Origin of the sequence: Kitasatospora sp. NPDC057936, assembly GCF_042887525.1 — a bacterium.
Classification (GTDB): Bacteria; Actinomycetota; Actinomycetes; order Streptomycetales; family Streptomycetaceae; genus Kitasatospora.
Window position 1 is genome coordinate 161,981 of record NZ_JBHVPD010000004.1, and the last position, 14,434, is coordinate 176,414.

At 73.8% G+C, this 14,434-nt stretch carries 12 protein-coding genes; 2 read left to right on the plus strand and 10 right to left on the minus strand.

Going from position 1 to position 14,434, the window contains the following annotated elements; translation table 11 throughout:
* Nucleotides 1–101 precede the first annotated feature (101 nt).
* Complete coding sequence (locus ACFVU9_RS03890) at nt 102–1,847, minus strand: glycosyl hydrolase family 18 protein (protein WP_387589603.1); 1,746 nt, start codon at nt 1,845–1,847, stop codon at nt 102–104.
* 457 nt (nt 1,848–2,304) lie between these two features.
* On the opposite strand from ACFVU9_RS03890, the gene ACFVU9_RS03895 reads away from it, so the two are divergent.
* Nucleotides 2,305–3,675 carry a hypothetical protein gene (locus ACFVU9_RS03895; protein WP_387589606.1) on the plus strand — a complete coding sequence of 457 codons (1,371 nt, stop codon included), beginning with the start codon at nt 2,305–2,307 and terminating at the stop codon, nt 3,673–3,675.
* A gap of 110 nt (nt 3,676–3,785) precedes the next feature.
* Here the strand turns inward: ACFVU9_RS03895 and ACFVU9_RS03900 are convergent, their stop codons facing one another.
* The 9 genes from ACFVU9_RS03900 to ACFVU9_RS03940 form a co-directional block, all read right to left on the minus strand.
* Nucleotides 3,786–4,373 carry a hypothetical protein gene (locus ACFVU9_RS03900; protein ID WP_387589609.1) on the minus strand — a complete coding sequence of 196 codons (588 nt, stop codon included), beginning with the start codon at nt 4,371–4,373 and terminating at the stop codon, nt 3,786–3,788.
* Nucleotides 4,374–4,528: 155 nt separating this feature from the next.
* Nucleotides 4,529–5,503 carry an ABC transporter substrate-binding protein gene (locus ACFVU9_RS03905; protein WP_380445598.1) on the minus strand — a complete coding sequence of 325 codons (975 nt, stop codon included), beginning with the start codon at nt 5,501–5,503 and terminating at the stop codon, nt 4,529–4,531.
* Between the two features lie 190 nt (nt 5,504–5,693).
* Nucleotides 5,694–6,383: an ABC transporter permease gene (locus ACFVU9_RS03910; protein WP_387589612.1), complete on the minus strand. Its 690-nt coding sequence runs from the start codon at nt 6,381–6,383 to the stop codon at nt 5,694–5,696.
* Nucleotides 6,380–7,048 carry an ABC transporter permease gene (locus tag ACFVU9_RS03915; protein WP_380445602.1) on the minus strand — a complete coding sequence of 223 codons (669 nt, stop codon included), beginning with the start codon at nt 7,046–7,048 and terminating at the stop codon, nt 6,380–6,382. The genes ACFVU9_RS03910 and ACFVU9_RS03915 overlap by 4 nt, the downstream gene beginning before the upstream one ends.
* Complete coding sequence (locus ACFVU9_RS03920; protein ID WP_387589615.1) at nt 7,038–8,219, minus strand: ABC transporter ATP-binding protein; 1,182 nt, start codon at nt 8,217–8,219, stop codon at nt 7,038–7,040. The genes ACFVU9_RS03915 and ACFVU9_RS03920 overlap by 11 nt, the downstream gene beginning before the upstream one ends.
* Before the next feature lie 323 nt (nt 8,220–8,542).
* Nucleotides 8,543–8,929: a rhodanese-like domain-containing protein gene (locus ACFVU9_RS03925; protein WP_380437341.1), complete on the minus strand. Its 387-nt coding sequence runs from the start codon at nt 8,927–8,929 to the stop codon at nt 8,543–8,545.
* On the minus strand, nt 8,923–9,504 hold the full coding sequence (locus ACFVU9_RS03930) for a cysteine dioxygenase (protein ID WP_387589618.1): 582 nt from the start codon (nt 9,502–9,504) through the stop codon (nt 8,923–8,925). The genes ACFVU9_RS03925 and ACFVU9_RS03930 overlap by 7 nt, the downstream gene beginning before the upstream one ends.
* 196 nt (nt 9,505–9,700) lie before the next feature.
* Nucleotides 9,701–9,778 carry a putative leader peptide gene (locus ACFVU9_RS03935; protein ID WP_380386513.1) on the minus strand — a complete coding sequence of 26 codons (78 nt, stop codon included), beginning with the start codon at nt 9,776–9,778 and terminating at the stop codon, nt 9,701–9,703.
* A gap of 125 nt (nt 9,779–9,903) precedes the next feature.
* The gene (locus tag ACFVU9_RS03940; protein ID WP_387589621.1) at nt 9,904–13,077 is read right to left on the minus strand and encodes a hypothetical protein; all 3,174 of its coding nucleotides are present in this window, start codon (nt 13,075–13,077) and stop codon (nt 9,904–9,906) included.
* 503 nt (nt 13,078–13,580) lie between these two features.
* Here ACFVU9_RS03940 and ACFVU9_RS03945 point away from each other — a divergent pair.
* Nucleotides 13,581–14,423, plus strand: a complete 843-nt coding sequence (locus tag ACFVU9_RS03945) for a nitrilase-related carbon-nitrogen hydrolase (protein WP_387589624.1) — start codon at nt 13,581–13,583, stop codon at nt 14,421–14,423.
* Nucleotides 14,424–14,434: the final 11 nt, after the last annotated feature.

Sequence of the window (14,434 nt, forward strand, 5' to 3'; positions counted from 1 at the left end):
AACAGCTGACAGATAACAGATGTTGAAATCTGTCATCTGTTATCTGTCAGCTGTTATCCGTTACCGGTGATCCGTTTCCCGCTATCCGTCAGTCGGCCCTGTCAGCCGATCGCGAAGTCGTCGCCGTACACGTTCCCCTGCCCGTACCACCCGTGCAGGTAGACCGTCACGGTGCCGGTGGCGCCGGTGGTGAACGGGACGCTCAGCTTCGTCCAGCCGGCGGAGTTGGTCCAGGTGCTGGCGTTCGCCCCGCCACTGACGCCGAGGTAGGCGTAGTTGCCCTGCACCCAGCCGCTCAGCGTGTAGCTGGTGTTGGGCTTCAGGGTGACGGTCTGGGTGCACTCGCCGGTCTGGCTCTCGGTCGGCGCGGCCTGCAGCGCGTACGAGCCGGAGTGGACCGGCGTGCTCACCACGGCACCCCCGCCCTGGCAGGTCCACGGGGCGAGGCTGCCGCTCTCCAGGCCGCCGTTGGCCAGACCGCCGGGAGGCGGAGTGCTGCCGGTGACGGTCAGCGTGTAGGTGGCGGTGTGCGTACCGGACGGAGCGCTCGCCTTCACCGTCAGCGGGTACGTGCCGGCCGCGGCCGCCGCCGTCGCCGTGACGCTGAGCGTGGCGCCGGTGCCGGCGGTGACGCTGCCGGGGGTGACAGTGGCGGTGACGCCCGCCGGGGCGCCGCTCACCGAGAGGCTGACGCTCTGCGCCGAGCCCGACGTCACGGCCGTCGCGATCGAGGCCGACGTGGAAGAACCGGCGGCCACCGTACCGGAGTTCGGGTTGACGGCCACCGAGAAGTCGTTCGTCGTCGGCGTGCCGCTCGTGAACGGCGCGAAGATGTGCGTGAAGTCCCAGGCGTTCTGGGCGATCCCGGAGCACGAGTCGTTCCCGGCCGTGCCCGGGCAGCCCCCGTTGTCGCGCTGGAGCGCCCAGAAGGACAGCGTGTTGAGGCCCTTCGACACCGCCCAGTTGTACACGGTCGTCGCGTTGGCCACGGTGAACGTCTCGGCCGCGCCGTAGTCGTCGATGCCGACCATCTCGGTGATCCCGATCGAACCCCACAGCTGCGCCGGGGACTTGCCGGGGTAGAGCGTGGCCAGCTGGTTGTACAGGCCCTGGGCGGAGGTCTGGGTGTCGGCGGCCATGTCGTGGGTGGCGCCGTCGTAGTAGTCGAAGGTCATCATGTTGACGACGTCGATCCGCGCGTTGTTCCCGATCGCGTTCCGCAGCACGGAGAGTCCGTTGTCGGCCAGTCCGCTCGTGGTGGTCGGCAGCGTGTACGAGAACTGGACGGAACGGCCGTTGGCCGCGGCCCAGTCCTGCACCAGCTTGATCGCCTTGTTGCGGCGGTCGATGCCCGCCGAGTCGGTGAGCGAGTTGTCCTCGATGTCGAGGTCGATCCGGCTGATGTCGTACGTCGTGACGAGGCTCTCGTAGGCGGCCGCGATCTGGTTGACGTCGGTACAACTGTCCGCGATCTCGGTGCCGTTGTGGTCGGCCGTGTAGCCGCCGAAGGACGGGATCACGTCCCCGCCGTTGGCACGGATGGTGGCGATGTCGGCGCCGAAGGTCGAGGAGGAGACGGGCTTCGAGGTGTCGCCGTTCCAGTACGGGGTGCACGAGCCCTTCGCGGAGGCCTGGAGGAAGGCCATCGTCAGGTACTTGGCGCCGGACTGCGCGGCCAGCGTGGCGGGGCTCTGGCCGGTCCAGGACTCGAAGTAGGGGGCGAAGACCCGGCTGGGGAGCGGGGTCGCGGCCTGGGCGGAGCCCGTCCCGGCGGCGACGAGGCCGGCCGAGGCGGCCAGCGTGGCACAGGCCGTCAGGGCCGCCTGGATGGTTCTGCGTAGACGCATCGATTCTCCAACAGACATGGTGGGGCAGGACGTTGGGGCGGCACAGGGACGTACGGGTCGCGCGGCGGGGAGCGGGCGGCGTGCTCGGGGCAGGCGGTGTCCACGGACTCGCGCGGCGGCGAACGGCGGTGCGGGTGGTGCGGACGCGCGCGCCGGGCGGGTTCGGGGGGTGGAGCGGAACAGGGCAGGGCGGTGCCTCGGCCGCCGGTGGTCACACCCCCACAGTGCATCCCGGTCGGATCGACATGCTTATGGTTGGACTAGACCACTTCTCTGTCAAGGTGCCTTGCGGTTCGTCGCCGCACGGCCCCGGCCGCGTCGGGAGCCGCCGAAGGCGGGCGGCCGGACCCCGGGCCGGTTATTGGATTGTGGACACCGAACCCCGTCCGGGAGGATCGGACCCTTGTCCGACAGGACGCCCGACACGGCACCACACCCACCCCGGAGGAACAGCCCTGTGACGACCCCCTCGCTGGACGAAGCCTGGCGCCACCTGGAAGCCGGCGACCCGCAGGCCGTCCTGCGCGAACTGCGCGCCCTCGCCGAGGACGTGCCCGCCGCCCAGGTCGCCCCGCTGGTCCAACGGCTGGCCGCCGGCAGCGGCTTCGACGACCTGGCCGAGGCCGCCGCCCGCCTCGCCACCGCGAGCGGGGCAACCGCCGGGAGCGCCACCGGGGCCGGTACCCCCGATGCCGTCGCCCTCTACAAGTACGGCTACGCCTGCGTCGAACGCGGCGCCGCCTTCCTCGCCGCACCCGCCCTCGCCGAGGCCCTGCGCATCGCCACCGCCGAGGTCCGCGAGGGCGAGAAGACCAAGCGCGGCCTCTTCAGCCGCAGCAAGCCCGGCCCCGACAACCGCCTGCCGATCCTCGCCGAACTCGTCTCCGCCCTGGAGGACGAGGAACGGCACGCCGAGGCCGTCACCGCCCTGCAAGCCCACGAGTCCGTCCTCCGGGACTGGCCCGAGCGCTACCTCCTCGCCTACAACGCCCTGATGGCCGGCGACCGGACCACCGCCCGCACCACCCTCGACCGGCTCTCCGCCCCCGACGACCAGTGGCGCCCCGCCGCCGACCGCGTGCGCCGCGCCCTCGGCCGGGCCGACACCGTCGAGGCCGCCGCGTCCACCACGGACCCGTTGAACCGTCAGGACCTGCGCGGCTGGCACTTCGCCCTCACCGGCGGCCTGCTCGCCACCCTCTCCCCGTACGGGTTCACGGCGGGCATGACCGGCCGCTACGCCTTCCTCCAGGACTCCTACGGCCTGTGCCGGCACGGGCTGGAGCGGCTTCGCCTGATCCTGGACGCCGCCGGTGTGCGCCCGCAGTCGGTCTCGCTGCTGCCGGGCCGGGCCGACCGGGCCCTCGGCCTCGCCGCCGCCGAGCTGCTCGGCCTGCCCGCCCGGCCGTACCAGCCGGGCACCGGGGACACCGTGGTCGTGGCCTACGACCTGAGCGACGTCGAGGGCATCGGCCCGGAAACGCTGACGGCGCTGCGCACGCGCTCCGCGGGCGAGGTGCTGTACGAGCACGCGACCTGCTGGACCGACACGCCGCCGGTCACCGCGGATGTGAGCGGCCTGCTCGGCCAGACCGTCGCCCCGCCGTGGCGGATGCTCGGCAACGAGCCGGACGAGCGCCCGGCCGAGGAGCTGACGGCCGAGATCCTGGCCGCCGACCCGGCCCCGGACGGCGGCGACGGCGAGACCCCGTCCGACCCGGACGAGGCGCTGACGGCCTTCGCCCGCGCCGTGCGCGAACGCTGGCTGGACGGCCCGCGCGACCGCTGCCGCACGAGTGGTCCGGTGCCCAGCTCCCGCTTCCGGTAGGGCACTTGGGTGTGGGTGTCCGAGGTGCCACGGCCGCGCGTCTGCTGACGACGCGCGGCCGCGGCGGCCCGGCGCTCAGGACACCGGGCGCGCGGGGGCGCCGCGCCGGGTCAGGCCGGCGGCGGGCAGAGGGTCGTGCGCAGCGCCTCGTTGATCTTCGCGGCCTTGTCCGGCCCGAAGCCCTGCGGGTGGTCGGGGGTGGTGAAGCGCTGGTCGGCCAGTTCGACCAGCTTCGCCTTGTCCTTGGGGAACTGGTACATCGACTGGCACTGGCTGCGGGCCCGGTCGATGGCCTGGTCGGGCTTGCCGCCGACGATCGCCGGGTCGATCGCGTCCAGCGCGGCGACCAGCTTGGCGGTGACGTCGGTGCCCGGTTTGGCGGGCATTCCGGCGTCGGTGGGCGGTGCGGGCTTGGCCGGCGCCGACCCGCCCGCGGTACCCGAACCGCCGGTCGCGCCCGAACCTCCGGACGCGTCCCCGGCGGCGGAGCCCGTCGAGGCGTCCGCGGGCGGGGTGGCTCCGGGGGCGGGGGTTGCGGTGGCGGAGGCGGCGGCCGAAGTGGGGGAGGCAGCCGCGGATGTTGAGGTGCCGGTGCCCGCTCCGGAGCCCGAGGCGGAAGTCGAGCCGGAGCTGGAACACGCGGCGAGGCTCACCGCGGCGAAAGCCGTGAGGGTGGCGGCGAGGAGACGAGTGCGCATGGCGTCACACTGTCATGTTCGCGGCGCGGGAGGGAAGGCCCTCAGGCTGGGGTAACGGTGGGCGGCGAACAGCTGACAGATAACAGATGTTGAAATCTGTTATCTGTCAGCTGTTACCTGTTACCCGTCATCTGTCGGCGGTCGCCCGCAATCCGTCAGCCCAGCCCGTTGGCCTTCAGCCAGTCCTTGGCCACCGCGGACGGGTCCTCCTTGTCGACCGACACGCGCTTCATCAGCGCCGTCAGCCCGGTCGTGTCGAGCTTGGCCGACACCGCGTTGAGTGCGGCCGTCGCCGTCGGCCCCACCCCGGCCTTGTTGACCAGCGGGGTGACGTTCTGCGCGCCGAAGACGCCCTTCGGGTCGGCCAGCGGGACGAGCTTGAACTGGACGATCTTCGGGTCGGTGGTGAACACGTTGCCGACCTGGATGGCGCCGTCCTTGAGCGCGTTGGCCGTCGTGTCGCCGGTGGGCTTCCACTCCTTGAAGGTCAGCCCGTAGACGTCCTTGAACTGCTGCTCGCGGCGGGACTTGAACTCCGGCGGCCCGCCGATCGTGAACTCGCCCGCCTTGGCGGCCAGGTCGGCGACGGTCTTGAGCCCGTACTTGTCGGCGGTCTCCTGAGTGACACTGAGGGAGTCCTTGTCCTCGGCGGGGGAGGAGTCCAGGATCCCGAGCGAGGCCGGCAGGGTCTTGGTCAGCGCCGCGTTGACGTCGTCCTTGGCGGTGGCGGTGGACTTGGCGTCCAGGTAGGCGAGCAGGGCGCCGTTGTACTCGGGCAGGACGGTGAGGTTGCCGCTCTGCAGCTGCCCGTAGAGCACCTCCCGGCTGCCGATGTTGAACTTCTCCTCGACCTTGACGCCCTTGGCCTTGAGCGCCTGCGAGTAGATCGAGCCGAGCAGCACGTTCTCGGGGAAGTTCGCGGAGCCGACCACGACGGTCCCGCCGTCGCCGGCGCCGCCGCCCGCACCCCCGCTCCCGGCGGCCGTGCTCGCGCCGCCGCCGGCTGCCGCCGAGGACGAGCCGCTGTCGAGCGGGTTCCCGCCGGAGGAGCCGCAGGCGGTGGCGCCGAGGGCGAGGGCAGCGAGAGTGCCGAGGACGGCGGCGCGCCTGGTTCTGCGAATTGTCGACATGGTGACAGGTGTCCTTCCGAGACGATGGAGACAGAGGTTCAGGGGATCCGGCCGCGGACCCGCATCAACGGGCCCAAGGCAATGGGCTCAAGGCGACGGGGCAAAGCCGACGGGACAAAGCCGACGGGCCGGAGCCGACGGGCCGAAGCCAACGGGCGCGAGTCGGCAGGTCAATGCCGGCTGGCCGAAGTCAGCGGGTCCGGTCGGCGGCCCGGCGCTGGGCGCGCACCCCGCGCGGCAGCGCGTACCGGGCGAGCAGGACGAAGAGCAGCTGGGCGGCGACCGCGAGCAGCACCACGAGCACCGCGCCGCCCGCCGTCACCGCGTACTTGCGGGTGGCCAGCCCGTCGAACACGTACCGGCCGAGGCCGCCGAGCCCGACGTACGCGGCCACCGTCGCGGTCGCGATGACCTGGACGGCCGCCGTGCGGAAGCCCGCCAGCAGCGTCGGCGCCGCGGACGGCAGGCACACCTGCCACAGCACCTGCGGGTGGGTCAGCCCGATGCCGCGCGCCGCGTCGCGCACGTCCGGGTCGGTGCCGCGCACTCCCTCGACGGCCGCGACCAGCAGCGGCGGGGCCGCGAGCGCGACCAGCGGGACGAGCACCGCCGTGTCGCCGACCCCGGCGAGCAGCACCGCGAGCGTGACCAGCCCCAGGGTGGGCAGCGCGCGGGCGAACCCGGCCAGCGCCGTGACGGCGGTGACGCCGCGTCCGGTGTAGCCGATCAGCAGCCCGAGCGGGACGGCGACGAGCGCGGCGAACAGCAGCGCCTCGCCGGAGAACACCAGGTGTTCGGCGATCCGGTGCGCGATCGAGTCCGGACCGCTGCGGTGATCCGGGTCGGAGAAGAAGTCACTCAGCCAGGAGAGCCAGTTCACCGGCCCGCTCCCTTCTCGCGGACGGCCCAGGGCGCGAGCAGCCGCCGCGCCCCCACCAGCACCAGGTCGACGGTCAGCGCGAGTGCCGCGATCAGTGCGATGCCGGCCACGATCGGGGTCGGGAAGGTGCGCTGGAACCCGTCCATGAACAGGTAGCCGAGCCCGCCGCGCCCGACCAGCGCGCCGACGCTCGCCAGCGAGATGCTGGACACCGCGGCGACCCGCAGTCCGGCGATCAGGTACGGCACGGCGGCGGGCAGTTCGACGGCGGTCAGCCGGTGCCACGGCCCGTAGCCCATGGCGGTGGCGGCCTGCCGGACGGCGTCCGGCACGGCGCGCAGCCCGTCCACGGTGGTGGGCAGGAGCACGGCGAGCGCGTAGAAGGTGAGCGGGATCATGACGGTGGCCTGGGTGGCGAGGCCGGTGTACGGGATGAGCAGCATGAAGACGGCCACGGCGGGCAGTGCGTAGACGATGTTGAAGACGGCGGCGAGCGGCTGGTAGGCGCGGGGGAAGCGGGCGCAGGCCAGGCCCAGCGGGACGGCGACCAGCAGGCCGATGAGCACCGGGACCAGGGCGATCACGGCGTGGTCGGCGAGCAGGTTGCCGAGGTAGCCGAGGTGGTCGCCGATCCAGTACCAGCGGACGATCGGTTCATCGTCCACCGGTGGCCCCGCCCTTGCCGTCCGCCGCGCTCTTCGCCGCGCTCTTCGCCTCGGCCTTCTCCCCGTCCCTCTCCTCGCCCTTCGCCTCGCCCTTCACGAGTGTCCCGGTGTCGCTCGGGGCGGCGGCGGCCGTGCCGCCCGGCGCCGTCAGGGCGCGGAGGACGGCCTCGCGGTCCGCCGTGCCGGTGGCCCGGCCGTCGGAGTCGAGGGCCACGGCGACCCCGGCGGGGGAGAGGACGGCGGCGTCGAGCGCGGTGCGCAGCGTGTCGGTGTCCGGCCGGTAGCCGGGGGCCGGGCGCAGTTCGGCGGTGGGGGCGTCGCGGTCGATCCAGCCGATCGGGCGGCGCTCGTCGTCCAGTGCCAGCTCCCAGCCGCCGAAGCGCAGTCCGCCGGCCAGTGGGCGGGTGGCGACTGTGCTCGCCGGGCGCAGGCCGAGGCCGCGCAGGCCACGATCCCGGCCCAGGAAGGCGGCGACGTCGTCGTCGGCGGGCGCGGTGAGCAGGGTGTGCGGGTCGGCCAGCTGGGCGATCCGGCCCTGGCCGCGCAGCACGACGACCTGGTCGCCGAGCCGGACGGCCTCCTCGATGTCGTGGGTGACGAACAGCACCGTCTTGTGCAGTTCGGACTGGAGGCGCAGCAGTTCTTCCTGGAGCCCGGCGCGCACCACCGGGTCGACGGCGCTGAACGGCTCGTCCATCAGCAGCACGGGCGGGTCGGCGGCCAGGGCGCGGGCCACGCCGACGCGCTGCTGCTGGCCGCCGGAGAGCTGGAACGGGTAGCGCTTGGCGGTCTCGGGCGCGAGCCCGACGAGGTCGAGCAGTTCGGCGGCCCGGGCGCGGGCCTTCTTGCGGTCCCAGCCGAGGAGGTAGGGCACGGTGGCGACGTTGTCGATCACCTTGCGGTGCGGGAAGAGCCCGGCCTGCTGGATCACGTAGCCGATGCCGCGGCGCAGCTTGGCGGGTTCCAGCCCGGCGACGTCCGCGCCGTCCAGCAGCACCCGGCCCGAGGTGGGCTCGACCATCCGGTTGACCATGCGCAGGAGGGTGGTCTTGCCGCACCCGGACGGTCCGACCAGGACGGTTATCCGTCCGGTCGGCACGTCCAGGTCGAGGCCCTCGACGGCGGTGGTGCCGTCGGGGTGGCGCTTGCCGGCGCCGTCGAATCTGATCACGGGGAGTTTCCTCGTCCGGGCGCCCCGCGGTGGCGGCGCCGTTGGTCGGTCTGTCGTCGGTCTCTCGGTTGATGGCGGTTTTGTCGACAAACGGTGGCGGTGCGGACCGCGGTGGTGCCTGTCGGATCTCCTGCCCGGACGTTCTTCCGCCCGCGTGGCTGCCCGGCTTCGGACCGGCGGAAACTCTGATCAGACTATGACTTACATCATCTCCTGTCCCTTATTTACCGCCTGTCACGAGGAGCGGAGCCGCTGCGGCAGGGCTCCGTCGGGGAGTCAAGCCGGTCGGTCGCGCCGCTGTTCAGTCGTCGTCGAGCCGCCGTTCAGCCGCCCTGACGGGTCGGCAGTCCGGCCGCCGCCCAGCCGACGAAACCGCCGTCCAGGTCGGTCGCCCGGTGCAGCCCCAGTTCGCGCAGCGACGCCGCGGCCAGGCTCGACGCGTACCCCTCCGAGCACACCACGATCCACTCGACGTCGTACCCCGACGCCTGCGGGATCCGGTGGCCGCCCGTCGGGTCCAGCCGCCACTCCAGCACGTTGCGCTCGATGATCAGCGCCCCGGGGATCTCCCCCTCCGCCGCCCGCTGTGCCGCCGGACGGATGTCCACCAGCAGCGCGCCGTCCAGCTGCGCCTGGTACGCCTCCCGGGCGCGCGGGCGGTACACGCCCTCGCGGGCCCGCTCCACCAGGTCGTCGATCGTGGTCACCACTGTTCCGGTCCTTCCTCGGAGGTGCGGACGAGCCCGCCGGCCCGCAGGTCGTAGTGCGCCATCGAGCTCAGCGGGGGCGAGTAGGCGTGCAGGGTGACGGCCGGGCCCGACGCCGTGTTGCGCACGTCGTGCACGTACTCGGGGCCGAAGGTGCGGGCCGTCCCCGCCGGGACGCGGCGGATCAGCAGGCCCTGGTCCGGGCCGCCGAGCGAGAGCTCCTCCAGTTCGCCGAGGGCGACGGTGAAGGCGCCGCGCGAGCCGCCGTGGTCGTGGAAGCCGGTGGACTGGCCGGGCAGCCAGCTGATCAGCCACACCTCGTGGTCGTCGTCGGCCACCAGGCGCCGGTACCAGCGCTCGTCCGTCGACAGGCGGACGTGGTGGATCCACTGGTCGGGCCGCTCGGCGAGCTCGCGGACGATCGCGCGCAGGGCGTTCGGGGTGAGCGGCGCGCGGGCTTCCTCGACGGCTGTGCCGGCGGCGGCGTGGGTGTCGGCGGCGTACGTGGCGTCGGTGTTCGTGGCGGCGGCGTGCGTGGCGTCGGTGGGTGGACGGTCGGGGGCGAGGTCCAGGCTCATGGGGCGTCCTCGGGTGCGGCGGGAACGTCGGGAGGGTGCGCCCGCCGTCCGGGAGCCGCGGCGGAGCGGTGCCGAGGGAGCGGCACGGCAGCGCGAGGGGTGCACCGGGCGGGGGCGGGTTCAGAACTGCGGATGCGGGTGCGCGGCGCGGGCCCTGGCAGACGTCACAGGGCGGAACCGGCGCGGAGGGGCAAGGTCAACAGGCACACATGGAGCTCGCCTGGCGTCGCAGATCGACGTGCAGGCGGCAGACCAGGGTGGTGCCGGAATCCATGGTCCGGATCCTTCCCGACCCGCGCGGCGGGAGTCAAGCGGGACCCGCAGTGCGTCCATACCTCGGACCAAGGCTGCTCACACCTCGGACACCCCGCTCCTTCCACCCTCGTCTCCAGGCCCGCGTCACCCCTCGGCAGAGCGCCGCGGCGCCGGGGGAGTGACGGCCGATCGGGCCGTACCGGCGCTGCCGGGCGACTGCGCCGGTACGGGCCCCGCCCCGCCACCGGCCACCCGCTGCGCCGCCAGCGCGGCCTCGACCAGCGGAGCCGCCTGGTCGCCCAGATAGCGGCCCAGCGTCTGGTACGCGTCGAACTGCCGGTGGTCGAACCACTGGTCGCTGGTCAGGTCGTTCGGGAACGCCGCGTTGCCCACCGCGTAGGACAGCAGCTCGTACGGCATGTCGGCGGTCAGGACGGCCTGGACGACGATCAGCGTGCCGTGCCGGGCGCCATCGCTCCCACCGGATCCGCCCGCGCCGGATTCGCGCTCGCCGGATCCGCCCTCCCCGGCGAGACCCGCGAGCGGCACCGGATAGTGGATGTCCCCCGTGACCACCGCCCGCTCCGACAGCCGCGCGGACAGCTGCGCCGCGAGCCCCCGCAACGGCTGCGGCCCGTCCGACGACGCCCTGCCGTCAGCGGCCGCGGCCTGCGCTGCCTGGGCGGCCTGTGCCACCTGCTCCGCGGCGCTCCCCGGGATCAGCACCTCCGGCTCGTGCAGCGTGATGACGACGCCCAGCTCCTCGCGCGCCAGCGTGATCGCGGCGGCGAGGTTGGCCGCGTACCCGGAGTCGCCGCTGGCGTCGATGCAGACCGCCGTCCGGACGCCGTGGCGCAGCAGCTCGACCAGGCCCAGGTTCTCGTAGTGCCCACCGTCGGTGGTCAGCAGGAACCGGTCGTCCATCGGGAACCGCCCCGTCAGCTCCCGCAGTTGGTACTGCAGCCGCCGTACGGCCGGCTGCGCGGGGCGCCGCCAGTCCGGCACGCCGGACCAGTCCGGACCCAGCACGGCCGGGTTGGGCAGCCAGGTGCCGAGCCGTGCGTTGGTGACCGCGAACAGCCCCTGGTACGCCTTGGACTGACGGCCCATCGCCGAGGAGAACGCCGCCCCCGAGACGGCCATCGCCGACTGCACGGTGAGGTCCCGGGCGATGTGCCGCCGGGTCCGCCGCTCCAGCAGGTCGGTGCGGGCGTAGCCCACGTCCGGACCGCCCACGTAGTCGTGCGACAGCGTGAAGGACACCGCCCGGCGGCCCGGCGGGGTGCGGGTGTCCCCGGAGAGGTTGGCCGCCGCCGAGAAGATCACCTGGGGGAAGTCCGGGTGCCGGGCGCCGTAGTGGCTGAGCCACGTCTCCTCGCGGAAGAAGTCGTACGGCCGGGCCACCACCGCGCCGCCCTCGGTGACCCGGCGGACCGCGAACGCCCTTGCCAGCCGCAGTCGGTAGAACGGGTGCAGGCTCATCCACGTCTGGTCCAGGTTGAGCCCGACCGCGCCGAGCACCAGCGGCAGCGCCACCTGCACGGGCGTCGGCCACGCGTACCCGGTCGCGACCGCCCAACCGAGCGCGAGCAGCGATCCGGCCGACAGGGCCGCCAGCGCCGCCCACACCACCACGTACTGGGGGAGGTTGGCGGTGAGGCCGCCGCCGAACCGGCCCGCCCCGCGCAGCGCCCCGGCGACCGCCGCCGCGCCCCGGCGGATCGTCCGGCGGTCGCGCCAGAGTATGCCGAGCAGCAGCGCGAGGTAGCTGAGCACGACGGTGAGGCTGAGCCCGGCACCGGTGAGCCGCGGGCCCGCGGCCAGCGCGGCCTGGAGCCGCACCGCGCTCCACGCCAGCACGGGCACCGCGAGGACACCGGTGGCCACCAGCGCGGCCAGCGCGAGGCTGCCCTGGAAGAGCCGGCGGAGCACGCGCGGCAGCATGGCGTCCCACCCGAGCGGGGGGAACACAAGCACCGAGAGCAGCCAGCACGCGGCGGCGGTGACGAGCAGGACGGTCAGGACGGTGACAGCAGGCGTGCGGAGGACCAGCGCCCCCGGCGACCCCGCCCCGCCGGTGCGCAGCCCGGCCGCCGCCAGGCCGTCCAGCGGGGTGACCGGCACGAGCCGGTAGAGCCGGCTGAGCCCGAGGCCGACCACCAGGACGGCGGTGAGCAGCAGCGTGAACGCCGAGATCACGCCGCGCAGCAGCGTGCCGAGGGCGACCAGCCACTCGCCCGAGCCGTCGGCGATGTACTTGCCGTGGCGGCGGAGGTGGTCCTCCTCGGGGGAGCCGGGCTCCAGCACGGTGTCGGCCGTCAGGCCCGAGACGGCGTGCACGGAGGCGCCGGGCGCGGAGTCGCTGAGCGCGAGCTGCATCGCGCCGACCGCGTAGCCGCCGCCCGAGACGGAGACCAGGTACCGCGCCCGTCTCAGCCACGGCCGCAGCGACTGGAGCGCGCCGAGCGTGACGCAGGCCGAGCGGATGCCGCCGCCCGAGGCGCAGAAGCCCAGCTCGGCGGGTTCGCGCCCCGGCGGCACCCGGGAGCCGTCACGCCAACGGGCCTGGCCCGCCCGGGCGGTGGCGTCCGCGGGCGCCTCGGGAGGGGAGCCCGGTGCGCCGTTGTGCGGTGGCCACAGCGCCCCGTGCGTGGTGACGACCGGCCAGGGCGGGATCAGCGCGGGACGGTCGGGGGAGCCGCCGGGCGTCGCGTCCCCGTCCGGGCCCGGGGCCGTGACGGGTGGACGGGGCCGCAGCCCCCGCACCGCTCGGACGGCGGTGACGGCGAGCGCCCCCGCGGCCGCGGCCCCGGCGGGCAGGAGCAGCAGCCACGCCGTGGTGGCCAGCCCCGAGGCGACGGCGAACGGCGCGTCCGAACCGTCCGGGCGGTCCAGGGCGCGGGCGAGCAGCACGTCCGCCGCGAAGGCGCAGCACGCCGCGAGCAGCCCGGCACCCCCGGTGGCGAGCGCGGTCAGCCGCCAGCGCGCCCGCCCGAACACGTACAGGCCGAGCAGCGCGGCGGCGGCCAGCGTCAGACCGGCGCCGCCGGTGAGCCAGGCGTCGGCCCGGAGGGCGGCCGGCCCGTCCCCGGCGCGGCCGCCGAGCGCCGCCAGCGCGGCCGTCCGCGAACCGGCCAGCCGCAGCGCCACCACCCCGCCGGGCGGCGCCATCCGGCGGAACAGCAGTCCGCCGAGGGCGACGGGCAGCAGCGCGCCGAGCGCCAGCAGCAGACCCGCCCGCCGCGCCCACGCGAGCAGGCGGCCGGGACCGAGCCCGGGCGGCGCCTTGCGCACCGCCCTCCCGAGAGCCGTCGTCATGCCTGCCACCCCCTGATCCCCGGGCCCGCGCCGGCGGGCGAAGTCGCGCTGCGCCGCCGCACGGTAACGGTCCGAAGCGGCGTCCACGCGCGTTTTACCCACCTTGGCCGGAACCGGCACCCGGAACGCCCGGATTCACTCGAATGAGTAAGGAGCGCACTCCCGGGGTAGATGACCGATTCATCCCGTCCAGGCGGACCCGCGTGTCCGTGTAACAAGATCGCCCCGGACGCGTTACCCCCAACGTATTGTCAGGCCACCGAACCCGGCCTACGGTCGACAGATCGCAATTTCTACGCACGTAGACGCACGCCGCCGCACGCGGCTCCGCGTGGACGCACGCGGAGCCCCTGCCACGCCTGCCGAGCGTGCGCGGAAAGGCGCGCGGAGACCGTGCCGCGACCCCGCACACCGGCCTGCGCGCCGCAGGCCAGAGCCACCCCGTCAACCCTCACACCGCAGGCCCGGCTCCCCGGCCGGGCCCCGGAGTTGCGGAGGTACCCATGTCGCAGATCGTCCGTGCCGCGCTCGTCCAGACCCACTGGACCGGCGACCAGGAGAGCATGATCGCCCTCCACGAGCGGTACGCCCGCGAGGCAGCCGCCCGGGGCGCGAAGATCATCGGTTTCCAGGAGGTCTTCAACGCCCCCTACTTCTGCCAGGTCCAGGAGCCCGAGCACTACCGCTGGGCGGAGGCCGTGCCCGACGGCCCCACCGTCCGCCGCATGCAGGACCTGGCCCGCGAGCTCGGTCTCGTCATCGTCGTCCCGGTGTACGAGGAGGAGCAGGCCGGGGTGTACTACAACACCGCCGCCGTGATCGACGCCGACGGCCGCTACCTCGGCAAGTACCGCAAGCACCACATCCCGCAGGTCAAGGGCTTCTGGGAGAAGTACTACTTCAAGCCCGGCAACCTCGGCTGGCCCGTCTTCGACACCGCCGTCGGCAAGGTCGGCGTCTACATCTGCTACGACCGGCACTTCCCCGAGGGCTGGCGCGCCCTCGGCCTCGCCGGCGCGCAGATCGTCTACAACCCCTCCGCCACCAGCCGCGGCCTGTCCGCCTACCTCTGGCAGCTCGAACAGCCCGCCGCCGCCGTCGCCAACGAGTACTTCGTCGCCGCCATCAACCGGGTCGGCACCGAGGAGTACGGCGACAACGACTTCTACGGCACCTCCTACTTCGTAGACCCGCGCGGCCAGTTCGTCGGCGAGGTCGCCTCCGACAAGGAGGAGGAACTCGTCGTCCGCGACCTCGATCTCGGCCTGATCGAGGAGGTCCGCCGGCAGTGGGCCTTCTACCGCGACCGCCGCCCCGACGCCTACGGACCGCTCGCCGAGGCCTGAGGAGCACCCCG